General features: G+C 38.1%; 26 protein-coding genes. 10 read left to right on the top strand and 16 right to left on the bottom strand.

Annotated features, from left to right (window positions below; translation table 11 throughout):
- Positions 1-530: 530 nt before the first annotated feature.
- A complete protein-coding gene (locus tag A2U94_RS08300; RefSeq protein ID WP_025910357.1) occupies positions 531-1,838 on the bottom strand; it encodes a CitMHS family transporter in 1,308 nt (435 codons plus the stop codon).
- A 271-nt stretch (positions 1,839-2,109) separates the two neighbouring features.
- Positions 2,110-2,676, bottom strand: coding sequence for an ImmA/IrrE family metallo-endopeptidase (locus A2U94_RS08305; protein ID WP_025910356.1), 567 nt, complete (start codon positions 2,674-2,676; stop codon positions 2,110-2,112).
- Positions 2,677-3,673: 997 nt separating this feature from the next.
- On the opposite strand from A2U94_RS08305, the gene A2U94_RS08310 reads away from it, so the two are divergent.
- Entirely contained in the window at positions 3,674-3,862 is a 189-nt protein-coding gene (locus tag A2U94_RS08310; protein ID WP_025910354.1) for a YolD-like family protein, read from the top strand.
- A 41-nt stretch (positions 3,863-3,903) separates the two neighbouring features.
- Here A2U94_RS08310 and A2U94_RS08315 read toward each other — a convergent pair whose 3' ends face one another.
- Both A2U94_RS08315 and A2U94_RS08320 read right to left on the bottom strand, forming a co-directional pair.
- On the bottom strand, positions 3,904-4,590 hold the full coding sequence (locus tag A2U94_RS08315; RefSeq protein WP_025910352.1) for a response regulator: 687 nt from the start codon (positions 4,588-4,590) through the stop codon (positions 3,904-3,906).
- A 26-nt stretch (positions 4,591-4,616) separates the two neighbouring features.
- Positions 4,617-6,194 carry an ATP-binding protein gene (locus A2U94_RS08320; RefSeq protein ID WP_025910349.1) on the bottom strand — a complete coding sequence of 526 codons (1,578 nt, stop codon included), beginning with the start codon at positions 6,192-6,194 and terminating at the stop codon, positions 4,617-4,619.
- Positions 6,195-6,329: 135 nt separating this feature from the next.
- Here A2U94_RS08320 and A2U94_RS08325 point away from each other — a divergent pair, with 135 nt between their 5' ends.
- The 3 genes from A2U94_RS08325 (at position 6,330) to A2U94_RS08335 (ending at position 9,456) form a co-directional block, all read left to right on the top strand.
- Entirely contained in the window at positions 6,330-7,367 is a 1,038-nt protein-coding gene (locus A2U94_RS08325) for a DctP family TRAP transporter solute-binding subunit (protein WP_025910347.1), read from the top strand.
- Between the two features lie 459 nt (positions 7,368-7,826).
- Positions 7,827-9,092 (top strand): dicarboxylate/amino acid:cation symporter, encoded by a 1,266-nt coding sequence (locus A2U94_RS08330; protein ID WP_025910346.1) that lies wholly within the window; start codon positions 7,827-7,829, stop codon positions 9,090-9,092.
- A 130-nt stretch (positions 9,093-9,222) separates the two neighbouring features.
- On the top strand, positions 9,223-9,456 hold the full coding sequence (locus A2U94_RS08335) for a hypothetical protein (RefSeq protein WP_025910345.1): 234 nt from the start codon (positions 9,223-9,225) through the stop codon (positions 9,454-9,456).
- Positions 9,457-9,496: 40 nt separating this feature from the next.
- On the opposite strand, the gene A2U94_RS21120 is transcribed toward A2U94_RS08335, so the two are convergent.
- Positions 9,497-9,661, bottom strand: a complete 165-nt coding sequence (locus A2U94_RS21120; protein WP_156413457.1) for a hypothetical protein — start codon at positions 9,659-9,661, stop codon at positions 9,497-9,499.
- Positions 9,662-10,054: 393 nt separating this feature from the next.
- On the opposite strand from A2U94_RS21120, the gene A2U94_RS08340 reads away from it, so the two are divergent.
- The gene (locus A2U94_RS08340; protein ID WP_025910344.1) at positions 10,055-10,252 is read left to right on the top strand and encodes an IDEAL domain-containing protein; all 198 of its coding nucleotides are present in this window, start codon (positions 10,055-10,057) and stop codon (positions 10,250-10,252) included.
- A gap of 37 nt (positions 10,253-10,289) precedes the next feature.
- On the opposite strand, the gene A2U94_RS08345 is transcribed toward A2U94_RS08340, so the two are convergent.
- Both A2U94_RS08345 and A2U94_RS21805 read right to left on the bottom strand, forming a co-directional pair.
- Positions 10,290-10,817 carry a cell wall hydrolase gene (locus tag A2U94_RS08345; protein ID WP_231882741.1) on the bottom strand — a complete coding sequence of 176 codons (528 nt, stop codon included), beginning with the start codon at positions 10,815-10,817 and terminating at the stop codon, positions 10,290-10,292.
- Positions 10,818-10,826: 9 nt separating this feature from the next.
- A complete protein-coding gene (locus A2U94_RS21805) occupies positions 10,827-11,078 on the bottom strand; it encodes a LysM peptidoglycan-binding domain-containing protein (RefSeq protein ID WP_231882742.1) in 252 nt (83 codons plus the stop codon).
- 389 nt (positions 11,079-11,467) lie between these two features.
- Between A2U94_RS21805 and A2U94_RS08350 the strand changes: the two genes are divergently transcribed.
- Positions 11,468-12,313 carry a DUF4097 family beta strand repeat-containing protein gene (locus A2U94_RS08350; protein ID WP_025910343.1) on the top strand — a complete coding sequence of 282 codons (846 nt, stop codon included), beginning with the start codon at positions 11,468-11,470 and terminating at the stop codon, positions 12,311-12,313.
- A gap of 303 nt (positions 12,314-12,616) precedes the next feature.
- On the opposite strand, the gene A2U94_RS08355 is transcribed toward A2U94_RS08350, so the two are convergent.
- The 8 genes from A2U94_RS08355 to A2U94_RS08390 all read right to left on the bottom strand — a co-directional run bounded on the left by A2U94_RS08355 (position 12,617) and on the right by A2U94_RS08390 (position 19,894).
- Positions 12,617-12,808, bottom strand: coding sequence for a hypothetical protein (locus A2U94_RS08355; RefSeq protein WP_025910342.1), 192 nt, complete (start codon positions 12,806-12,808; stop codon positions 12,617-12,619).
- Between the two features lie 95 nt (positions 12,809-12,903).
- A complete protein-coding gene (locus A2U94_RS08360) occupies positions 12,904-14,100 on the bottom strand; it encodes an ABC transporter permease (protein WP_025910340.1) in 1,197 nt (398 codons plus the stop codon).
- Positions 14,097-14,786, bottom strand: coding sequence for an ABC transporter ATP-binding protein (locus tag A2U94_RS08365; RefSeq protein ID WP_025910339.1), 690 nt, complete (start codon positions 14,784-14,786; stop codon positions 14,097-14,099). The genes A2U94_RS08360 and A2U94_RS08365 overlap by 4 nt, the downstream gene beginning before the upstream one ends.
- Positions 14,783-15,904, bottom strand: a complete 1,122-nt coding sequence (locus A2U94_RS08370; protein WP_025910338.1) for an efflux RND transporter periplasmic adaptor subunit — start codon at positions 15,902-15,904, stop codon at positions 14,783-14,785. Before A2U94_RS08370 ends, A2U94_RS08365 begins: the two co-directional genes overlap by 4 nt.
- On the bottom strand, positions 15,904-16,563 hold the full coding sequence (gene yknW / locus A2U94_RS08375) for a YknW family membrane protein (protein WP_025910336.1): 660 nt from the start codon (positions 16,561-16,563) through the stop codon (positions 15,904-15,906). The genes A2U94_RS08370 and yknW overlap by 1 nt, the downstream gene beginning before the upstream one ends.
- Positions 16,564-16,758: 195 nt before the next feature.
- A complete protein-coding gene (locus A2U94_RS08380; protein WP_025910335.1) occupies positions 16,759-17,766 on the bottom strand; it encodes a Rieske 2Fe-2S domain-containing protein in 1,008 nt (335 codons plus the stop codon).
- Positions 17,767-17,870: 104 nt separating this feature from the next.
- Complete coding sequence (locus tag A2U94_RS08385; protein WP_025910333.1) at positions 17,871-18,383, bottom strand: acyl-CoA thioesterase; 513 nt, start codon at positions 18,381-18,383, stop codon at positions 17,871-17,873.
- 467 nt (positions 18,384-18,850) lie between these two features.
- Complete coding sequence (locus A2U94_RS08390) at positions 18,851-19,894, bottom strand: DUF5105 domain-containing protein (RefSeq protein ID WP_025909679.1); 1,044 nt, start codon at positions 19,892-19,894, stop codon at positions 18,851-18,853.
- A gap of 484 nt (positions 19,895-20,378) precedes the next feature.
- Between A2U94_RS08390 and A2U94_RS08395 the strand changes: the two genes are divergently transcribed.
- Positions 20,379-20,897, top strand: a complete 519-nt coding sequence (locus A2U94_RS08395) for a cupin domain-containing protein (protein ID WP_035320624.1) — start codon at positions 20,379-20,381, stop codon at positions 20,895-20,897.
- 49 nt (positions 20,898-20,946) lie between these two features.
- Here A2U94_RS08395 and A2U94_RS08400 read toward each other — a convergent pair whose 3' ends face one another.
- Positions 20,947-22,140 (bottom strand): MFS transporter, encoded by a 1,194-nt coding sequence (locus A2U94_RS08400; RefSeq protein WP_025909677.1) that lies wholly within the window; start codon positions 22,138-22,140, stop codon positions 20,947-20,949.
- Between the two features lie 313 nt (positions 22,141-22,453).
- Between A2U94_RS08400 and A2U94_RS08405 the strand changes: the two genes are divergently transcribed.
- From A2U94_RS08405 to A2U94_RS08415, 3 genes are all read left to right on the top strand, one after another.
- Positions 22,454-22,801 carry a winged helix-turn-helix transcriptional regulator gene (locus A2U94_RS08405; protein WP_025909676.1) on the top strand — a complete coding sequence of 116 codons (348 nt, stop codon included), beginning with the start codon at positions 22,454-22,456 and terminating at the stop codon, positions 22,799-22,801.
- A gap of 35 nt (positions 22,802-22,836) precedes the next feature.
- Positions 22,837-23,034 carry a YwbE family protein gene (locus A2U94_RS08410; RefSeq protein WP_025909675.1) on the top strand — a complete coding sequence of 66 codons (198 nt, stop codon included), beginning with the start codon at positions 22,837-22,839 and terminating at the stop codon, positions 23,032-23,034.
- 159 nt (positions 23,035-23,193) lie between these two features.
- The gene (locus A2U94_RS08415; RefSeq protein WP_025909674.1) at positions 23,194-24,000 is read left to right on the top strand and encodes a glycerophosphodiester phosphodiesterase; all 807 of its coding nucleotides are present in this window, start codon (positions 23,194-23,196) and stop codon (positions 23,998-24,000) included.
- Positions 24,001-24,146 lie beyond the last annotated feature (146 nt).

The raw sequence follows: 24,146 nt of genomic DNA on the forward strand, positions 1-24,146 counted from the left end.
CTCCTCTTTTATTCTACCAAAATTTTTATCTTACGTTTTGATTTGTCTGACTTTTATAAATATTATCTTTCAGCTTTGAATAAGGTCATTACAAAATGCGCTCTCTGCCTGGCAGGAGGCTTTCGAATAGGCACAACCTTTGATGAGTTTACTCTCTTGTTTGAATTTTAAAAGCACTGTTTTTACGTAGTGTGATTTCCATTCCAGATTGCCCCCTTTCCGCAGGGCGAGCGCCGAGCCTCCTCGTAAACTGCGGGATCTCGCCTGTCTCGCTAGTCCTGCGGGAGTGGCGCATCTTCCATTACAATCACAGGTTTTTTTATTAAGGTGCCTTTTGATGAGAACCGTTCATTTATTTGTGTTTTAAAAACCTCCCTCTACTTGGTATGAGGTTTCAAGATAAGAACTCTATCGTCTTCTTGATTATTTAAAAGCATTACTATCGAATTAGACTACTTTTTATATCTTGAACTTACCTATCAATTATATAGAAAAGAACTTATCCGCTTGAAAGCGAATAAGTTCTCATGTTACAAGGTAATGACCCCTGTAATGATAGCAACAAGCAGCATGACCATTGATGTACCAATCGTCCATTTTAACGTGTAGCGCTGGAATTCTCCAAGGTCAACTTTCGCCATACCTACTAATAGATATGTGGAAGCAACAAGTGGACTTAGCAAGTGAACTGGCTGACCGATTAATGATGCACGCGCAATTTCAGCTGCGTCGATTCCGTATGTGGCTGCTGCCTGTGCGATAATTGGTAGAATGCCATAGTAGTAAGCATCATTTGACATAAAGAATGTAAATGGCATGCTTGTAATGGCTGTGATGACTGACATGTAAGGTCCCAGTGCATCTGGAATAAGAGAAACTAGGCTATTTCCCATCGCATCAACCATCTTTGTACCAGATAAAATCCCTGTAAAGATCCCTGCTGCAAATACTAGTGACACAACGGCTAGTACGTTACCCGCATGAGCTGTAATTCGTTCTTTTTGTGTTTCCAAATTTGGATAGTTAATCATAATCGCAATCGCAAACGCTATCATAAATAAAATTTGTAAAGGCATGATTCCGCTAATTAACCCAACCATTAATAAAATTGTTAAGCCAAGATTTACATAAAGTAATTTTGGACGCTTGTAGCTTGGCTGCTCCACTGCTGCTGCTTGCTCTGCAAACGCAACTTGTACAGATGAAATATCTTTTAAATCAATTACGCCTAAACGTTGACGTTCTTTTTTACCAAATAGGTAAGCGGTGAAGATAACCCAAATTGCTCCTCCAACCATCGCTGGAATTAACGGTGTAAATACTTGAGAAGCGTCTAGATTTAATGCACTCATCGCACGAGCAGTTGGACCACCCCAAGGCGTTAAGTTCATAACTCCGCTTCCCATGATCGCAATACAGGCTAACATCATCGTACTCATGTTTAACTTTTTATAAAGCGGTAACATTGCAGAGAGCGTAATCATGTATGTTGTTGTTCCGTCACCATCCAATGAAATAGTTAAAACAAGAATCGCTGTCCCAATCGTAATTTTCAGTGGATCCCCTTTAACAATCTTTAAGATTTTACCTACAACTGGGTCAAATAACCCAGCATCAATCATAATACCAAAGTATAGAATAGCAAACATGAGCATTACGCCCGTTGGTGCTAATTCTTTTACACCTGCTAACGCCATTTCACCTATATCTGTTGTAAAGCCACCAATGATTGCAAATATAACAGGAATAACCATCAGTGCAATTAGTGGTGTTAAGCGATTTGTCATAATTAAAAACATGAAGGTACATACCATTGCAAAACCAAGTATTGCTAACATATAAATCCCCCCTACCCCTTTTTGTATACGCTTTCATTAAAGTTGACAAAGCTATGGTTTTATCTTCATTTACATGATGTTAAAAACTCAGCAGCCAGTTATACTAGTTTCTGTTCTTACATAACCTTAATTTTCTGTTTTTTCTTAAAATAATCATAATTTAAGATTCGGTTCGCTGTAAATAATTCGTCATATAAATACTTTTAAAACTTTTTATATAATTAAATCCTTTTTGTTCATGGCTTTTAAAACATAGGTAGGGGTGGGTTCGTTATTCAACACGAAGAGTAAGCGGAGGACAGAATGGATAGTGCGATTGTTGGTATTCCTGAATCGCTTCTTGAAGGTAAGGAATATTGTGAAGCTGCTTGGATTCCATTCCTTCCATTTGTAAAAAACATTCAATTGCATATGTGTTTGCAAATAGTTCTTGCTGTTTGTTTCCTTCTCTTAATACAGCTTGGTTTTGAGTTCGATCTACGTGATGACCTAGTTCATGAAGAACGATGAAAGCGAACTGATGAGCTTTTTTGTTTTTCATGGTGTCAACAAAGACAATAGGACACTCTGTCACTGTATATTTTTTATAGTTAATTTCAAATTGTAGAGCTTGCTTTTTTGAAGAGGTTTGCTTTGGAAATTGTCCGTAATAAACGCCTAATACGTCTCTTCCTTGTACCTTAACACTGCCGAGGCAATAAACGCCTTTTAAACCGTTCCATTCTTCAGGGGCAGTAACTTTTTCAATTTCTTTGAGGATTGCTCGTTGCTTTTTACTCAGCAAACCGTAAAAAAGTACACCATGAACAGCTACGGGTTCATCTTTTTTCCAAAACATCTTGTCGCCTCCTCTACAATCGATTAATTCTTTGTTACCTTAACTATATGATATTTATAGCCATAGTTAAAATATCGTTTTTTTATCGTTAGCTATTATATTTAGTTATGTCAGATTTAACTTGTTTTTAGAGGGGGAAGCACTTGTTCTCTGCCTAGCGTGATTTCCATTTCAGGTTGCTTCCTTTCCGCAGGGCGAGCGCTGAGCCTCCTCGTAAACTGCGGGGTCTCATCTGGCCCGCTAATCCTGCTAGAGTGGCGCACCTTTCATTTCAATCACGAGGCTTTTGGATAGGGAAAAACTCGATGAGATTACTCTTCTATTCTAACAACAGCCTTTACTTGGTATGATTTACAAAGAGCACGCTGTAAAATAGCGTGTTACCCTTTGACTTTATTTTCTATATACGTTCTAAATTCTTATTTTCCTTCATAAATTAAAAAGAGTTTGGGACATAACAAAATGATGGCTTCTAAAAGACGAACACTCGCTGTTCCCATCTCTTTGGTTTGTCTCAACACGTTCGTTCCATTGCGCTACGGTCACTCGCTTTCCGCGGGGAGGAACCTGAGCTTCCTCGCTGCGCTGCGGGATCTCCGTTTTCCCTCTCTTTCCCGCAGGAGTCGAGTGTCCTACGCTCCATTCCACCCTGTTTCCAACATTGTTTTCACAATCAACCAAAAAATCTGAATGATTAAAAGTTATGAACTCTCAATCGTTCAGGTATAGTAGAGGCAAAGGTGTTTGTCAAGAAAACCTTTAGGTAACAAACTCTTAACATGAGATTAACAGTTTTTTCACTTGAATTTCATAAAGAAAGAGTAAGATTTACGTTGTAAAGATTCTTTTTGAAAGTAGATGTGCAAAATTTCACAAAGTGTTCATTTTTTTAGTGAAAACGCTTACTATTTTTGTGTATACTAAAAGTAGATAAAAAACTGCTTACATTTTACTTCGGTTTTCATAAATAAAACATACAATGAGAGGAGATTATCTAATGATTTTAAAAGCTTTACGAAAAAACGGTTCTGTTACAGTTAATTATTATCGTGATGGTTTATTAGAAACTTTCAAAGGAAAAGTGAAACAGTTAAACCTAGTCGAACAAACATTATCTTTACAGGATGAAAATCACAATACGTTATCTTTACGCTTATCAGGAATTAAAGAAATCTATGAATCATAGCTACAAAGACCGGTCCAGCAAAGAACCGGTCTTTTTTATGACTACTTTTGTTGCAATAAATAACGGTTAACAGGCCTGCCGACTCGGCCATACTCTACGTAAAGCTCAACTTCTTTCTCTTGATCTAAATACTCTAAGTATCGACGTGCCGTGACCCTTGCAATACCCATTCCTTCTGCAACTTCTTCTGCTGAAATTGGATCAGTTTGGCTATGTAAATACGACCGGATTCCAGCTAACGTGACCGTGTTTAACCCTTTCGGTAACGTTGGATTTTTCTCAGCGGCTGTTTTAAATAATAGCGTATCGACTTCATCTTGAGTGATAGATTCGCTTTTGCTTAGTTTGGTTTGGCGCTGTCGATAGTTTTCTAAAGCTTGCTTCATGCGTTCAAACTTAAATGGCTTCATAATATAATCAACGGCTCCGTATTGCAATACACGCTTGACCGTTTCACTGTCACTGGCCGCTGTGACGGCAATTACATCTGATTGATAGCCCTTTGAGCGAATTTTTTGAAGTGTGGTAAGTCCGTCTTGATTCGGCATATACATGTCGATGATGATTAGATCCGGATTATCTTTTTCAATCATTTGTAACCCTTCTACTCCGTTTGATGCGACGTTTGTCACTACAAACCCTTCCACCTGCTCGATGAATTGCTTATTCACTTCTTGAACCATTAAATCATCTTCAATCACAAGTACCTTCCATTGGCTTTTTGTCATACTTCCATCCCCTTTTCACTTATAACCTATAGTACAAATGTAATGGTAAACGCCGTGCCACGCCCATATTCTGTTTCAATCGCAATATCTCCATCACCTTTTTGAACAATTTGGTGAATTAAATAAAGACCAATACCTCGATTTTCCTTTGCCTTTGTCGAAAATCCCTCTTCAAAGATATGCTTCGCTTCTTCTTTAGCCATGCCGCATCCGTTATCCTCTACCAAAATAGACAACACGTCCTCTGTTTGTTCAATGCTGACATAGACTTCTTTCTCATCCTGAAAAGAGTTAGCATACGAATCGAAAGCGTTTTCAATCAAATTCCCAATAATGATTACAAAATCATGATGATCTAAATGCTGAGGAAACGTTTCTAAATAGCTATGCTTATCAATTGTTAACGTAATTCCCAATTCTTTTCCTCTGCTTACTTTGCTAATTAACAAGCCTGATATGCTTTCATTTTTAATATTTTTGTGTAAGAAATTCGTCAATTCTTCCTGCTGCTCGGAAACATCGAAGACGTACTCCAGCGCTTTTTCATTGTTTCCAAGCTGTATCAGCCCTGCAATTGTATGAAGCTTATTCATATATTCATGACTTTGAACGCGAAGTGCACTGACAAATGCTTTTACCCCAGTTAGTTCTTCAGCTAGCTTCTTTACTTCAGTTCGGTCCTGGAAAATCGCAACTGCTCCTACCGTTTCTCCTTTTACCTTAATTGGAACCCGATTGCTTAAAATCGTTAAATTCCGTACTTGAAGCTCTTTGTTATAAACCGGTTGATTCAGCTGTAAAATCTCTGGTAAACGGGTATCTGGAATGACGTCATAAATCAATTTTCCAATTACATCATCATGAATATTCATAATGGTTTTTGCTTTATCGTTAAAAATTGTAATATACTCATCTTTATCAATCGCGATTACAGCTTCATGCATAGCGTTAAAGGTTTCCGTTCGCTCGACAAATAGCCGTGCAATCTCATCTGGTTCTAACTCAAACATTTGCTTTTTTATGTGAGAAGCTAGTACCCAAGCTCCCCATCCACCAAATAGTAGAATTAGCAGACTGATGATAAAAATCTCTTTTTTCAAGCTCTGTATAACTTCTGAAAAAGTCGGCAACAAATAACCACTAATTACAACGCCAACCTGTTCATGGTGGTGATTAATAATTGGAACGAGTGAACGCACTACGGTGCCACTTTCTCCTTTGGCCTTATCCGTGTATGTGTGTTCAGCAAATGCTTGTCCTTCATCTTCACCATGCGATTTTGTGCCAATCATAGCGTTGACTGGATGAGACAGCCTTATCTTTTCCATATCAAGTACCACTACATAATCTGCCCCGTGAATAATTCGAATGGGGTCTACTATTGTGTTAATTTTCTGCCTTTTTTGTTCATCTCCCGTTATCTTTTCGCTAACCTCCGTCATTTCAGCTACAGTTCTTGATGTTACAAGAGCTCTCTGACGTAAATCTTCTTCCTTTGATTCCACAAACTCTTTAATCACGACAAGACCGGCTAAAAACAGCGCAAAGACGATAATAAAAAAGATTAAGGCAGTCATTTTCGTTTGCATTGAAAATCGATTCATAAAGCCTAAGCTACCTCTTCTTTCTCACATATACTATCTATATTTATTTTACCATGCTCCAAATCTGCATGGTAAAATAAATCATAAGATTACAATTCTTCTCATCGAGATGCGAGGAGCTGAGAGTAAGACCCTATGCGAATATTTATTGTAACAGCTTTATTTGTCAGCGCTTTCTTTACTTATATTTTGCTTTTCCCTCCTTCGTTTTTACATTCAGAACACGTCTATAGAGATGATGAACAACGAGGACTGGATGAGCAGATTGTGATTAACTTTAGTCATGTTGTAGCTGAAAACACCCCAAAAGGATTAGCAGCTCAAAAGTTTGCCAAGGTTGTTAATGAACGATCAGATGGCAAGGTTAAAGTTGAAGTTTTCTCAAATAGTGTGCTCTATTCTGATACAGAAGAAGTAGATGCTTTAAGACGAAATGACGTTCAAATGATTGCTCCTTCTTTCTCAAAACTTGCAGATTTAAACGAGGATTGGCTACTTTTTGACCTCCCATTTATGTTTAAAGATGAAGGTGAAGTTGAAGCCGCGTTAAACGGTCAGATTGGCAAGAGTCTGCAAGCATCTCTCAAAAAAGAAAATTTAAAAGGACTAGCATTCTGGAACAATGGATTTAAACAAATGACGAGTAGTCAAAAAAAGCTGGCTGTCCCGGATGACTTTAAAGGCCAACGCTTTCGTATTATGCCAAGCGAAGTCATAAAAAAGCAGTTTGATCTACTTGATGCTAAATCTACCATTGCTCCATTTAACCGAGTGTATGAATCGCTGGAAAAACAAGAGTTTGACGGTCAAGAGAACACAATTTCAAATATCTATTCAAAGCGTTTATATATGCTGCAGCGCTACATGACGATTAGTAATCACGGCTACTTAGGCTATGCGGTCATGATGGACGAGAGCTATTGGAACAGCTTGCCTCCCGATGTTCAACTTCTGCTTTCAAATGCGATGGAGGAAACAACAGCTTGGATGTGGGAGCACTCGAAAGGAATGAATGATCAGCAGCTCGAAAAAATTAAAAATGAGTCTTCGATTCAAGTTCATTATTTAACAGAACAGGAAAGAGATAAGTGGAAGCAGCGCTTTAAACCACTTTATACAGAGTTTCAAAAGCGTTTAACAAAAGATATTGTGGAAGAAACATATAAGAAGTAATTAAAGAGACTGAGACATAAGTAGTTCAGCCTCTACTATACCTGAACGATTGAGAGTTCCTCACTTTTAATCGCTCAGGTTTTTTGTTGATTGTGAAAACAATGTTGGAAACAGGGTGGAATGGAGCGTAGGACACTCGACTCCTGCGGGAAAAAGAGGTAAACCTGAGATCCCAAAGCGCAGCGAGGAAGCTCAGGTTCCTCCCCGCAGAAAGCGAGTGGCCGTAACGCAATGGAACGAACGTGTTCAGATAACCTAAAGAGATGGGAACAGCTATTGCTCGTCTTTTAGAAGCAATTATTTTGTTATGTCCCAAACTCTTTTCTATGAAAATTCTAAGAACTTAATGAACAAAAAGACCATTATCACCAGAAATTTCACCCCCCATTCATATGCGGTACTATAGGTTTACAAGACAAATGAAAACGCTATCAAATTATGAATCAAGGGGGATGGAAGATGAAGATTAATTTTAACAACTTAACAGTTCGCGTTATTATTGGGATTATCTTAGGGATTATGGTTGGGTTTATTTTTCCTGAATTCGGCGCGCAGCTGAAAGTATTAGCTGACATCTTTATTAAATTAATTAAAATGGTTATCGCACCGATTATCTTTTTAACTGTTGTCATTGGAATTGGTGGTATGGGCGATTTGAAAAAAGTCGGGCGTATTGGTGGTAAAGCACTTCTTTATTTTGAAATTGTCACAACGTTCGCTTTAGCTATTGGTATTCTTGTTGTTAACTTCGTAAAACCTGGTGAAGGCTTTAATATAAGCGGAGCACAGGGAGCTGACGTCTCTGAGTATACGAAGCAAGCAGCCGAAGCTGAACATGGATTCATGGACTTTGTGATGAGCATTATTCCAGATAGCGTCTTTGGAGCAATGGCTAACGGAGAACTGCTTCCAATCTTATTTTTTGCCGTGTTATTTGGACTTGCAACAGCAGCTCTAGGCGAAAAAGCAGCACCTGTCATTACATTCTTTGAACGAGTGACGGATATTTTCTTCGGAATCGTTAATATGATTATGAAGATTTCTCCAATTGCTGCTTTCGGAGCGATGGCTTATACAATCGGAAATTTTGGAATTGGTTCACTTGTTTCGCTCGGAAAATTAATGGGATCTGTCTATATTACGATGTTCTTATTCATCATTTTTGTTTTAGGTACAATTGCTAAATTTTATGGCTTCAGTATTTTAAAATTCATTGCGTTTATTAAAGAAGAAATTTTACTCGTGCTTGGTACATCGTCATCTGAATCAGCTTTACCAAAAATGATGAATCGTATGGAGCAATACGGGTGCTCTAAGTCCGTTGTAGGTCTGGTTATCCCTACTGGTTATTCATTCAACCTTGATGGGACATCTATTTATCTATCAATGGCAGCAATTTTTATTGCACAAGCCTACGGAGTTGACTTAACGATTTGGCAAGAGTTAACGCTACTAGGTGTGTTAATGCTAACATCAAAAGGTGCCGCTGGCGTAACGGGTTCTGGGTTTATCACTCTAGCAGCAACATTAGCAGCCTTCCCAATGATTCCTGTTGAAGGTCTTGCATTATTAATTGGTGTGGATCGCTTTATGTCTGAAGCTCGTGCTATTACGAACTTAATTGGAAACGGAGTTGCAACGGTTGTTGTTTCAAAAATGGAAAACGAATTTCATCCACCAGCTCCACCTCAAAGTTCTGATTCTTCAATACCACTTGCAAAATAAAGAGAACCTTCCTCAGCTGATTGAGGAAGGTTTTTCGAATGGAAAACTTTAAATAATTAACAGTATCAAATAATTTGTTACAATAAAAATAGGTTTAAAAGATAACTAGTTTGGGTAAGGAGGAAAAAATATGATTCAGACCATTACAGCGCATTTAAAACAAGGCTTGCTTTCTTATAGACAAGCGATTTGGATTGCACGCTATCTCATCCTCGGTTTTATTATATTTGGCACGGTTGAAAAGATTTTAATGTTTCAAAGTCATGAACTTAACGGCTTACAGCTCACATTTGAGCTAACTGCTGCTTTAATCTGTGCATTAATTCCCTTTGCATACGGCATTGACTCGTCCACGCAAGAATAAAGGCAACGTTTTCTGATGAAACGTTGCCCTTTTTTTATAATCAAGCTTTTATCTGCATTTTTTTGTGATACAATTCCCCAAGCTCTACATCATCTAGCTGCCACACAACAGATTCACATTCTGGAAAGCTAGTAAGCAATGCATCTTCTAATTTTTCGCGTTCCCTTTCACTCAAAATATAGCGTTTCAATGTAAGCACTGACATTTTATGTTCCCCTCTCACAATTAATTTTAACGCTTTCAAAAACTGATGTTTATACATATCTTATACGAATAATATCTCATATGTACAATGAATAAATAGAATAATGCGAATAAGCAAATGGAATATAGGAAACACTCATAAAGAATAAGAAGGTCACCTATGCTAGAACACTCTTGTTTAGACTATAGATTTTTGTCAGAAAAAGACGACAATCAATTATATAACAAAGTTGATATACATATCCTGTTATAGTACAATTATCATTACTTAATTCGATTTTAAATGGCTTTCTTATCTCCCCCATAGGCTGTAAGCTACGAACCATTTTTAGAAACATCGCATAGCTTAGAGCATGAATAGGTAACTAAAAATTTCTGAGGAGTTGATTTCCCCGTGGAAAAGCATTTGAATCATATCCAGAAACAAAATGAAGAAGATACAATGAATTCATTAACGGCTGAAATGGTATTAGATCATGCGCTTCGGATGTTTCAAAAACAACAGCTTCAAAAAGAAATTGATCATGCCTTATTACATCGTAACAAACAAGAATTTCTTAAACTATCGCAACAGCTACAAGCATATCTATAAGCAATAAAAAAGAAACGAGGGAAATCCTCGTTTCTTTTTATTTAGCAAATACGTGATTTCCGATAACTGCTGTTACTTGCTTTGTTTCTAACCACGAATTTGTTGCAATCTGTGGATTATAGAAAAACAGCGCAGGGTTTTGATGATCTGGATTTGCTAACGCTTCTTCTACAGCACGTCTTGACTCCTCAGAAGCAGGCTGATTAATCGTTCCATTGCCTACTGGAGAAAACTCGTAACCACCGTTAGCTAAAGGTTGATTAATAACCTCTGTAATGCTGTTAGGGAATTGGGCTGACGCCACACGATTCATAACCACGGTTGCTACCGCTACTTTACCTTGGTACGGCTCACCTTTCGCTTCTGCTTCTACTAACCTTGCTAATAAATCTTTTTCCGCTTCCTCAACTCCTACGTTTGTAGGCTGTGGTGCTGGTGCCGTTTCAGAAGCTCCTTGTCCCGTTACAACTAGCTGTTGTCCTACGTTAATAAGATCACCTTGTAATCCGTTTAAATCTTTCAAACGATCTACGCTTGTATTATATGTCTGTGAAATACTAAACAATGTCTCACCTTATACTACTGTATGTACTGTCTCTTTTTCTGGAATTGTTAGGACTTCTCCAACATAAATCATATCATTCGTGCGATTATTCGCTTGTTTTAATTCATCTACCGATACACCTTCTTGTTGACTAAGCTTCCACAGCGTATCTCCTGTCGATACTTTATGAGATGCAGCTGATGCAGCTGTTCCTTGTACTCCAAAAAATGAAAGTGATGCAGCTGATGTAATGACCCACTTTGTCAATTTTCCTTTTTTCATAAAAATACCTCCCGAAAAAATAACCTGACATTATCTTAGCATAGAGAAAGCCAGTTTCATTGAAAGAATGGGTAACATTTGTTCAGATTGGATTAAGTTTCTTACAAGAGAAACAATAATATTACAAACCATACAATTCCTTTAAAATTCGTAATGAAACTAACATTTTTATGACTGTTACTTGAATTTTATGGATTATTTTTACTTTTAGCTTTCGGCAACTGAAACCCATTCATTATTTTAGAAAAATAAGTAAGTATATTCCAATCTCCAACTACATCTCAGGTCTTACCTATAATTCATTCCTCGGGCTATTGATTAACTCCCACAAAATGGATAACATTGGTGATGTATCTTATTTCTTTATAAAATTGAAAGCAGGGTGAAGCATGAAAAAACTATTGTTTTTGGTTCTAGTATTTATCGGAGCTGCTTTTCTTTTGACTAATCCATTTACCACATCTACATGGACGTTAGGATCCTCCAAAACCGAAGCAGCTCTGACAAATTCAATTGAAAGTATTAAGCTTAAAACAGCGAACGTAAATACAGTCATTGAAGAATATAACGGAAAAGAAGTAAAAGCGGATTTACAAGGGAAGGGAAAAGTAAATGTTCAACGCAATGGAAAAACGATTACCGTTACGTATAAAAATAAGCCTTTTTCATTTTTCTCATTCGGTAATAGCAGTAAATTAACAATTTATATTCCAAAAGAATACAGCAATGATTTAAAGCTAAACGTAGGTTCAGGCGATGTAGAGTTTAACGAAACCTCTTTATCTCTTACTAATTTTTCAGTTAAAGTCCAATCTGGCTATACTGTTATTCAAGGAATTGATGCGGATAAATTAGATATCAATGTTTCCTCAGGAGACCTCGTAATCAACAAAGTGCGCACAAAAGAAGGCTCAGTTGATTTACAGTCAGGAGATATTACGATTAAAAACTACGAAGGAAAGTTGGATTCTCACGTGTCTTCAGGTGATGCTTCTATTTCTATAAATAGAGTGGTTGATTCGATTAAAGCTCACGTTAGCTCTGGAGACATGACTGTTACGCTGCCACCTAAAGCTGATATTACCTTACAAGCCAAAGCGAGCACGGGAGATATTAATAATCGATTTAACTTTAAAACAATGAAAGAACAAGAAGATGAAATTCAAGCTACGAATGGGAAGGGTACGCATCGAATAGACGTAGATGTCTCAAGCGGAGATTTCAATTTGCGATAAAAACCGTAGCTGGGACATAACTAAATGATTTCTTCTCAAAGACAAACCATGACTGTTCGAACATAGTTAGGCAGTGAGAACACGTCCGTTCTATTGCGCTGCATTCCACTAGTTTTTTAACTTGTTTTCGGAATCAACAAAAAAACATCCGAACGATTGCAAGTCAGCAATCGTTCGGATATCTAAGTGACTGAAATACCTCAGCTACCTACCACAACAGTTTAACCTCTTCTTCAAGTACGCTAGTTAAATAATCTTTACCCTCTAATAATATTCGAGGTTCAAGGTAACCTACTTTCCAAATTAAATATTTGCAATATAAACAGCAACAGCAATAGCAGAACCTACTAGTAGCGCTACATAAATAAATGATAAGTTTCGAATTCGTTTTTTTTCAGTCTTTTTATACTGTTTGTCATCGTTATTCGCAATCCATATCGTCCCGACTAGCGAAACAATCCCCACAAACAAAATAAGAAAAAGTGAAATGGTCATCCTCTCTCCCCCTATTCATGTCCCCTTATCTTCTATTATATTATACATTCATCTAAAAAAAAGAAAATCACTCTGGTTTTGAGTGATTTTCTTCCTTATTCATATCTTAACGCTTCAATCGGATCGAGCTTGGCTGCTTTATTTGCTGGAAGCATTCCAAAAATCACGCCAATTGTCATTGAGAACAATAGTCCAATGACAATAATTTGCCATGAAATTAACGGTGGCCATCCTGCAAACATCGAAACGATAGAAGCACCGCCTGCTCCAAGTAAAATGCCAACGATACCGCCGATTAACGTTAGCGTTATTGATTCAATCAAGAACTGTGTTAAAATCTGTCTTTTCGTTGCGCCGAGAGCTTTACGAATACCTATTTCTCTTGTTCTTTCTGTAACCGATACAAGCATGATATTCATAACGCCGATGCCGCCAACTAATAATGAGATTCCAGCAATTGAACCAATAATTGTTGTCATAATTGTTGTGACTTGCCCAATGCCATCCGCAATGGCTTCCATATTCATGACGGTGTAGGAATCTTCTGTTCCGTACGTTTCATTTAATAGATTTGCTGCGCTCTCTCCAACAGTTTGTAATTCATCTGGATTGGAAGCTTGAAGACTTACAGACGTATAGTCTACTTTTCCAAAGCTTGATTTATACGTGTTGCTCGGCATATACACTTCCATCATGCCAAATGACCCTAATATGCCGGTTGGCTTTTCTAAAATTCCTACAACTTCAATTGGCTGGTTTTTCACCCAAATGATTTCGCCAAGGCCACTGCTATCTTTAAACATTTCCTTGTTTAGCTCATCGCTGATAAGAGCAACTCGGTTACCCGATAAAAAATCACCATCGGTTAAGCTTTGTCCCTGTGCAATTTTTAAATCATTTACGTCCAAATACGACTGGTTAATAGCATATACCGTTGTATCTAACGTGTCTTCTTTATAACGGACCGACATCATTTCCTGTAGAGATGCCACAACGTTTTCAACACCTGGTAACTTTCCTAGATTATCAATATCTTGCGACGTAAAAAACGCCTGCTCCCAAATGTTTGGGTTTGTTTGTATTTCTTCCTCTGAAGGTTCGTACATTAAATCAACCGTATTGCTATCGCCTGTAATTTGCGATTTAAGCATCTGCTCTCCACCTTGACCAATCGCTACAACGATAATAACTGCTGCAACCCCGATAATAATACCGAGCATCGTCAAGAGCGAGCGCAGCTTATGCGCAACAACCGACGCCAAAGCCATACGAATATTTTCCATCATGCTCATAGTTCAAGACTCTCCTTACCGTTGTACGCAACGATATTTCCATCACGAACTAATATTGTTCTTGAAGCATATTCAGCTACTTCTGGCTCATGAGTGATGACCACTACGGTTGTTCCATCTTTGTTTAAAGCAGCAAATTCCTCCATAATTGATACGCTTGTTTTTGTATCAAGCGCTCCCGTTGGTTCGTCTGCTAAAATGAGACTAGGCTTATTAACGATGGCACGAGCAATAGCAACACGCTGCTTTTGTCCACCCGATAGCTCATTTGGTAAGTGATTGATTCTTTCACCTAATCCTACCTTTAACAGCGCAGCTTCAGCACGCTTGCGTCGCTCTTTTCGAGATATGCCTGTATAGACCATCGGCAGCTCTACATTTTCCACGGCTTTTAACCGCGGCAACAGCTGGAATTGCTGAAACACAAATCCAATCTGTTCATTTCGCACCTTAGCTAGCTGATCATCACTGTACGTTGAAATCTCGAGTTCATTTAAAAAGTAAGCACCTGAAGTTGGTCGATCTAAACAACCAATAATGTTCATCAAGGTTGATTTACCCGAACCTGAAGGACCCATAATGGCAACAAACTCACCGTCTTTAATCGTTAAATCAATCCCTTTTAAAATAGGAACTTCTTCTTTCCCAAGACGATAGCTTTTAGAGATATTTTCTAATTTAATCATTTCACTGTCACTTCCACACCATCTGCTAGCTCATTAGATGGATTTGAGATGATTTGATCCTTACTCGTAATGCCTTTAACAATTTCAATTGACTTGTTTGTTGTTTGACCAACCTTCACTTCTCGCTTAACAGCTTTTCCATCTTTTACGATATACACATACTTCTCATCGCCTTCATTGACAATTGCTTTTGATGGAACGGCTTTTGCTTTTTTGCTTTCAGTTTCAATTTCTAATAAAAGCTTAAAGCCTGGACGAATACTTTTAATCCCTTCATCCGTTACCTTTACTTGTACTGGATATTGATTCGCTGCGTCTCCACCACTTGCTGCATCGGACTGCTGTGGTAAGAAATCAACTTGCTGAACTGATCCTTCCCACTCTTTGTCCGGCACCACATCAGATGTAATTTTTACTGGCTGACCTACTTCAATATTAAGAGCATCATATTCTGATAGAACACCTGTTGCCAAATATTGATCCGTATTGCCAATATGTATAAGCGGCTTTTGAACCTCGCTTGTGTTGTGAGCAGCTTCTTTATCCACAGACAGCACTGTGCCAGCTAATTCACTTTTTTCAGTGAGATTATTCTCTTTCTTTGTTAATGACTTGCGCTCTAGCTTGTTGCGTTCAGCTTCAATTTTTGCTGTTTCAAGATCTAAATTAAGCTGAGTACGTTCTTCTTCTATTTGCGCTTTCGCTTCTTCTTTTGGAAGTTCTTTTTCCAGCTTCTTCTGCTTATCTTTCAGCTTAGCAATCTGCTTATTTAGTGAGCTAACCTGTAGTTCATTCGATTTTTCGCCAAGCTTATTTTGTTCTTTTTCAAGCTCTAAATCATCATTTGTATATGTGACAAGCGGTGTGCCAACTTGAACTCTTGTACCTTCTGTTACTTTAATATCTTCAATCTCACCATTTTCTGGCTGATAATACACATACTGCTCATCGGCAAGCTTAAGAGTACCTGGAATCATAACCGTACTGCGCAACGTCATATCTTTTAATGACGTCACGCTAACTTGTACGTCTTCACTTTTCTGTGCTTTAAACACGTTTACACCAATTAGTACTACGATTAAGAGAGAAACAACTGTGATGATTATACCTTTTTTCATTACGCCATAACACTTCCTATAATTTGTGAAATAACAGACAGTACAAAAAAGACACTAGCAATAATAATTGCAGCTTTTTTAGATAAACCGCCTACTTTTTGTAAGCCCATTGCTGTTAAGATTAGCGACCAAATCGAGAAAATTTCAATGCTTGCTAATACGCCACCAACAGCTCCTTCAGCTCCAATTAAACCATTTAAAGACGTTATATTTGTTCCTGTTCCAGCCACAACTGCAATGACTGTATTTAGTAATAAACCAAGCATTGTAATGAACGTAATAAATGCTGTTAAACTAAACATGTGCTTATACTTTGCTGTTCCTTTTCCGATTTTTACAATAAGTAAAAGGATTCCTGCACCAATTAACAGCGCGATAGGCGTGACAATTAACGCTCCAATTCCAGCTCCAATCATGCTAAACAATTTCATAGAATCATCTGGCTCAATCCCAAGCTCCTGTAAAGAAGCCAAGCTTTCTGGCGTAATGGCACTAAGTGCGAATGCAACGGCACTTAGTAAGATAACGAGAATGAGTGAAGCCACAATCGCCGGACGCTGCTTCATTTTGTCAAACTCAGCACCTGGACTAAAAATAAACTTAAATACGGACGGCTTTGGCCCCTGCTTCTGTTCGGTCGTCGTAATTTCTGGATTCATATAATAGCTCCTTTTTCAATAAATTTTTATTTGTTTACCTTTACACAGAACCCTGATAAGTTATAAACAAATCAGTAACATTTTAACATAAAAATGTAATAAAGTTTACTTATTTACTATATTTTTACTTTTATAGTTTTATACTCAACAAAAAAGATGCTGCTTATTAAGATAAACGGCATCTTTTCTTTCTTATTATATAGTTTTTGCCTTTCTTCCCACATCGCTTCCAAACTCAACGCCAAGCTCTCCTAACCATTTTCGGTATGCAATGCTAACGCGATCAGGATTAAGATGCAGCTCTGCTTGTAAGTCTAACGGAAGTTCTTCTGGCTTTTGACTTTCAACAATGCCTGTATCTTGTTCGATGATAAGCTGTTGAAATTCTTGAAAATATTCATCTGGCTTATCCAGCTCATAATTTCGTGATACGAGTGCAAAAACGGTTGATTTCAGCTGTTCTTGGGGCAATACGGCAAACAGCATGGAGAAGATTTCGTTGGTTTGATAATTCACTTTTTTCAACCGCGCAACCGTCGGGCGAAGAATTTCAAACGTATAGTAAATGGTTGACCAGTTCCCTGTGCCGTCCGCATCAGCATATACTTCAATCTCGTCTGAGACGTAGTGGTTATCACGCCAGTTCACTTTGTAATCCGGAATTTCTGTATAATCTGGATGTCCTAAGCTTCCTTCATGAACAAATGCAAGATGGCTCACATCCAAAAAATTCTCAACCACGCGAGGTGCTGCTGCATTCATCGTATGAGCATACGCATGGACAGTCTTAAAAGATGGGTGATTATATTCCTCATAGTAAGGAAGAGGTTCTGCTGCATCAGATCCTTGTTCACTGAGTCGAACCCAAATCATTCCGTATACTTCTCTGCACTGATATACAATAGCTTTTGCTTTGAGTGGAATCGCTCTATTCGGTGGCTGCTGCGGAATTTTTTTACATTGTCCATCCACATTATATTCCCATCCATGATAAGGACAAACGATGCAATCATCTTTTACCTTACCAAGCGACAAAGCAGCTCCTCGGTGAATGCAAAGGTCTTTAAAGGCTTTAATTGCTCCTCTTACCCGAAAAAGCACTACTCTCTCTTCCAATACCTTCACAGCAAGTGGATCCGCTCCTAGATCTTGACTGTACGCAACTGGCAGCCATTCTTTTGCTAATACAGTATCTTTAAACATCTGCTTCCCCTCCAGTTTGTAGACGAAAATGATATTTTAAAGATTAGCATCTCCAGCACAATCCGTCTTTTAGTTGGTAAGGTTAGCTGACATATAATTTACATTTAGTTCCACGGCTGCTCGAGGCTTAAGAACTGTGCTAAGCTATTGCTGTTAGCGCGCACATTCTTTCTAATTTTTGCTCGCTCAGGTGCCGTTTGATATAAATACTTTTCTTCATCCGTTTCTGGGATTACGCTCGGCACTTCGCAAGGCTTTCCATCTTCTCCAAGCGCAACAAAAGTGATAAAGGACGTAGCAGCAATTTTTCGCTCTCCTGATTTTAAATTTTCTTTTATGATTTTCACAAAGATCTCCATTGAAGATCGGCCTGTCCAAGATACATATGATTCAAAACATACCGAATCCTGCGGAGTAATCGGATGTAAGAAATGCACAGAATCAGTTGATGCTGTTACGCACTCTGCTCGGCTATGACGAGAAGCAGAAATTGAAGCAATCATATCAATATCGCTCATGAGCTTACCACCAAATAACGTTTGATGATTATTTGTATCATTTGGAAATACGCGACTCGTTCTAACCGCTTTTGATTGTCTACAATATTTTGCTTTCATCTTCCATTCCTCCAACTATACACATAAAAACTTTTATTGAGACCATCATACTAGCACATCTTCATAAAAATAACTGTAAAATTTGCTCAAAACACAAACAAAATTTACAGTAAGCGCTTTATAACAATCAAAAAAGAGTTTGGGACATAACAAAATGATGGCTTCTAAAAGACGAACACTAGCTGTTTCCATCTCTTTAGTTTGTCTCAACACGTTCGTTCCATTGCGCTACGGCCACTCGCTTTCCGCGGGGAGGAACCTGAGCTTCCTCGCTGCGCTGCGGGATCTCAGTTTTCCCTCTCTTTCCCGCAGGAGTCGAGTGTCCTACGCTCCATTCCACCCTGTTTCCAACATTGTTTTCACAATCAACAAAAAACCTGAACGATTAAAAGTGAGAAACTCTTAATCGTTCAGGTATAGTAAGGACTGAACTACTTATGTCCCAGCCTCTTTCTAGGCTTACATCTTTAGTTAATGTCACCCGCAGCGAATGCTTTTTCAACTGTATCGCTATATTTATCTTTTGGCTTAACTTCCCATTTTCCGTCTTTTTCAACCATTTCAATTTCTAATGGATAGTTGCTTTCTTTAAGCTCTGCCCCACCTAGAATGTCTTTGAATTTTGAAATTGCATAAGCTTCTTGTTTTTTCGAATCATATTCATTTGTTTCTTGATAATAAGCGCGCTTATAATCAGAAACTGTATTATATAAGTTATATACGCCGATACCGGAATAATTCACTTCTACAACTGCTTTTCCATTAACATTTTCAATCGTTTTAGCTTCAAACGTCGCTTTTGAATTCAACTCGTCTTTATACATTTTATATAAATTAGACGCACCTTCTTCTGTTAAATCATTTGAAAACACTTTATTAATTGATTCACGGAATGCTTTATTAGCAGACTTTTCAACCTCTTCCTTATCTGCTACTACATATTTATCGAAGTCTTCATTTTCTTTCCCTAAGAACAACACGTCAATATAGGCTGTCAATGCTTTTTCAGGAGTTTCTAAGTTTTTTAAGCTTTTCTCATATTTTGCTGTATCTAATTTTAACTTTACTTCTTCAATCTTATTATTGTAGTCTTCACTAATTGGCTGAAGACCAATTTCATACTCTTTATCTTTTTCTACGTTAAAAAGATACGTAAGTTTTTTGGACTTATCAGACGCAATCTTTCCAGATCGCATGGACGTTTCAATTTCATCGCTGTATACGTCTGTATTAGGTTCTAATTGTTCGTCACCATCGTAAAGGCTGACATCATTGCTAGACAATGAAATGGCATCCTTAGACGTATTCTTTACTTCTAACTCCACCGCAAGTAAGGCCTCATCTCCGCTCACGCCACCGTCTTGCTCCGATACTAATATGTACTGTGCACCATCAATTTTTGCTTCAAACGACTTGTTTGCACCTGCTCCTTCTCCTTCTTCACTTGATCCACACGCTGCTAAGCCCAGTGAAAGAGCCCCAATTAAGACTAAACCTGCTGCTTTTTTCACGTAATCCTCTCCGTTTCTCTTTATGTTTTCATGAACTCTATCATCGACTAATTTCATAATCTCTATATTCACAATCACTTATTTCGAATTACTTTTTTACAGTTATTTGATAAAGTTCATTACTTAATTCTCCTTTACCATCATAAGGAAATCCTTAAACATCTTCAATCTTCCATAAGTCATTAAATTACCAGGATATTTTTGTAAGTATTTCGACTCATATTGTCCCATTAATCTACCTACTTCTCAGTTATTTAAAAATACACTCTTTCCATTACAAAACCTACCATGATAATATTTACCATATACATTCCTTTTTTTGGCGTTGTATTTTAAGCTTGGTTCTTATCAAGGAACAGACTTATAGTTCAAATGAATCACTTAGCCTCTTTTAGGAATTTAGTTTTAGTTATATTTCATTTTTTTACAGATAATCCAACGTTAGTTTATTTCTTTTACGAAGAGGGAATGTTAAGAAAATACGATGTTTGGAGGAGGAGAGATTGTGTCAGATGTAAAAGTTTTGTTTTTTGATGATGATGGGGTTATTCCCAACCACCCTTCCCTTCCTGTTTTACTCTATGAACATGCATTAATTGATCGTAAGGATAAAATGGAAACTATCTTTCATAATCACAACTGGAAAAATAGCTGGGTAAACGGCATTTATGATTTTCATCACTACCACAGCAACACACATGAGGTTCTCGGTATTATACGAGGCTGTGCTCGCTTACAGCTAGGTGGTCCCAAAGGTGAAAATATTGTTGTACACGCTGGAGATGTAATTGTACTGCCGGCAGGTACGGGACATAAGCGCCTTCAATCAACGGCTGATTTCCAAGTAGTTGGCGCGTATCCTGATGGAAGCAACTATAATTTAAAGACCGGTAATTCTAACGAACATGCAGAAGCTGTCAAACAAATAAAGAATGTGCCTCTTCCGAAAACAGATCCAATCTACGGAGAGGATGGACCCTTACTTTCTTTTTGGCAGCAATAATACATGCAAAAAAATGGAAGGCCGTTTAAGCCTTCCATTTTCATTTACCTTACACCTTTTCTATTCGTGCACTCCATGCAGTGAGTAAAACAGCTCCAATCACCATTACTCCACCAATCCACGGCGTATGAATAATGCCGATTGAATCCACAATAAGCCCACCTACAAATGCACCGATTGCAATTCCGATGTTAAATGCAGCGATATTAAGCGCTGATGCCACGTTCACAGCAGATGGAACATACTTTTCTGCTAAGTTTACCACTAAAATTTGTAAGCCCGGAACGTTCATGAAAGCGAACAGCCCCATTAAGAAAATCGTAATTAAGCCAACTATCTTAAACGGTGCCGTAAAGCTTAAAGCAACTAAGACAACAGCTTGGAAAATAAACATCCAAAACAGTGCTTTAAGCGGTGATTTATTCGCTGCTTTTCCACCTACAGTGTTACCAATTGCCACTGCAACACCATAGACCAGCAAGATGATACTTACCCATTTAGCACTAAAGCCTGTTACATTTTCTAAAAGAGGTGTTAAATAAGTGAATGCAACGAACGTACCTCCGTACCCTAGGGCCGTAATAGCAAATGCTAATAAAAGTGGACCATTTGTTAAAATCTTGACCTGTTCTTTAAACGACGTAGGCGGTGCTTCTTTTAAGTTATTCGGAATTAAAATTGCGCTTGCAATAATTCCAACCACTCCAAGTAAAGCCACTGCTCCAAAGGTTGCTCTCCAGCCAAATGTTTGACCAATAAACGTACCAAGCGGAACACCTGTTACGGTTGCAACGGTTAACCCTGTAAACATAAACGCAATAGCGCTCGCCCTCTTATGCTGTGGTACAAGATCTGCTGCAATTGTTGACCCAATTGAAAAGAATATTCCGTGTGAAAAAGCCGTAATGAAGCGGGCAACAAGCAATAACGTGAAGCTTGTAGAAACTGCTGCTGCTGCATTACCAATAATAAATACCACCATGAGTGCCATTAATAATGTTTTTCGATTCATTTTATTGGTTAAAGCCGTTAAAACTGGTGAGCCGATTGATACACCAATCGCATAGCCTGAAATCAATAATCCTGCTAGCGTAATTGAAATAGATAAATCATTCGATATACTAGATAATAAACCAACTGGCACAAATTCAGTTGTTCCAATACCAAATGCACTGATGGCTAACGCTAATAATGCAAAGGTACCGCCTTTCTCATTTGTTTTTGTATGTGAAAGTGAACTCATTATTTTTCCTCCTTAATCATTTCTTATCTTTTTTATTTTATGTTGAGCTCAGTATAGGCGCCTTTCTAGTTCCTGAGTCAATTCTGTCAGCAGCTAGCGCCGACTGGCTAGCTCTGTTAGTCATTATGCAAGATACCAATCCATAAAAAAAGTACGCACTTTCAAGTACGATAGGCACTAAAAAGTACCTAATGGACTATTTTGGGCGTAAAGCGGTACAATAACAATAAATTGATTAACGTTCACGCATGAGGAATATTTGTGGCATGCAAACGAATAGACAGAACATTGTTACGTAAGGAGGCTTTTAGTAATGAAAGTTTACAATATTCCAGTCGAAGCTTCTCTCGAAGTAATTGGTGGTAAGTGGAAAGTAGTGATTTTATGTCACTTGATTAAAGGAAAGAAAAGAACCGGAGAACTAAAGCGCTTGATGCCAGGCATCACTCAAAAAATGCTAACTCAGCAGCTTCGTGAGCTTGAAGAGGACGGCATTATTTTACGTGAGGTCTATAACCAAGTTCCTCCGAAAGTCGAGTATTCTCTAACGGAATATGGCTGGTCTCTTAAAGGAATTTTAGATGCTCTTTGTGCATGGGGCGAGCATCATATTGAAAAAACATACCCAAATAAAGAAGATGTGCTTGTACAGGTTGACTAAATCGTCAGCACATCGTGAAAGTGAAGTGGATAGAAATGAGCGGGCAAAATCGAAATGATATTTCTCCTGGAACGAAGGTATCAATCGTTCTGAAAGCTGATCAACGAACTGGAAAATTAACGGAGGGAATTGTGAAAGACTTGTTAACAAAGTCTTCGTTTCACCCTCATGGCATTAAAGTTCGGCTAACAGATGGACAGGTAGGGCGTGTAAAAGAGATTCATTCTGTCTAAAAGCTGTCGAAACATTGGCTGATTTGTAAATAAAAGTAAGACTTTGTATCTATTTTTATTCATCTTCCTGTAATCAAATCTCAATGTACGATTCATGCGGTATCAATATTCCAAATTTATACTGAATCATGAAAACAGTTTGAGTTGGGAGATGGAGAGATGAATAAAAAAGTATTAGCAGGGATTGGGATTTCATTTGCTTTGTTGCTAAGTCCTTTACAGCAAGCATCGGCTGCAAAAAATGACGTAGACAACGTAGCGCATCGTGGTGCATCTGGATATGCTCCAGAAAATACGGTCGCTGCGTTTGAGAAAGCATTCGAAATGAAATCAGATTATATTGAAATTGACGTACAGCAAAGTAAAGATGGCGAGCTTGTAGTCATTCACGATATAACCGTCGACCGTACGACAAACGGTACAGGTGCAGTCAAAGATCTAACACTAGAAGAACTACAATCATTAGACGCGGGAAGCTGGAAAGGAACCGAATTTGCTGGAGAACCCATTCCAACATTTGAAGAAATTTTGGATCGCTACCGCGGCAAAATTGGCATTCTAATTGAATTAAAGTCGCCCGAACTCTATCCAGGCATCGAAGCAAAAATAGCTGGTGAGCTAAAAGAACGCAACATGGACAAGCCAAACAATGAAAAGATCATTGTTCAGTCATTTAATTTCGACTCGATGAAAAAGATGGACGAGCTGCTTCCAAACGTTCCAATTGGCGTGTTAACAGGGTCTAAAGCAGATACAACAGAGGAAAAGCTTCAGCAGTTTGCGACATATGCTGATTACTTTAACCCTCATTACGGGCTTGTTACAAATGAGTTAGTGACAAATGTACATAATAACGGAATGAAGATCTCTTCTTGGACGGTGCGTAATCAGCAAACGGCTGATTTCCTGTTATCAATGAATATAGACGCTATTATTACTGATTACCCTGATTTTGTTCAAAAATAACAAAAGAGTTTGGGACATAACAAAATGATTGCTTCTAAGAGACGAACACTAGCTGTTCCAATCTTTTTGGTTTGTCTGAACACGTTCGTTCCATTGCGCTACGGCCACTCGCTTTCCAACATTGTTTTCACAATCAACAAAAAACC

The organism is Bacillus sp. VT 712, assembly GCF_001614195.1.
In the GTDB taxonomy this organism is placed as follows: domain Bacteria; phylum Bacillota; class Bacilli; order Bacillales; family Bacillaceae_H; genus Priestia; species Priestia flexa.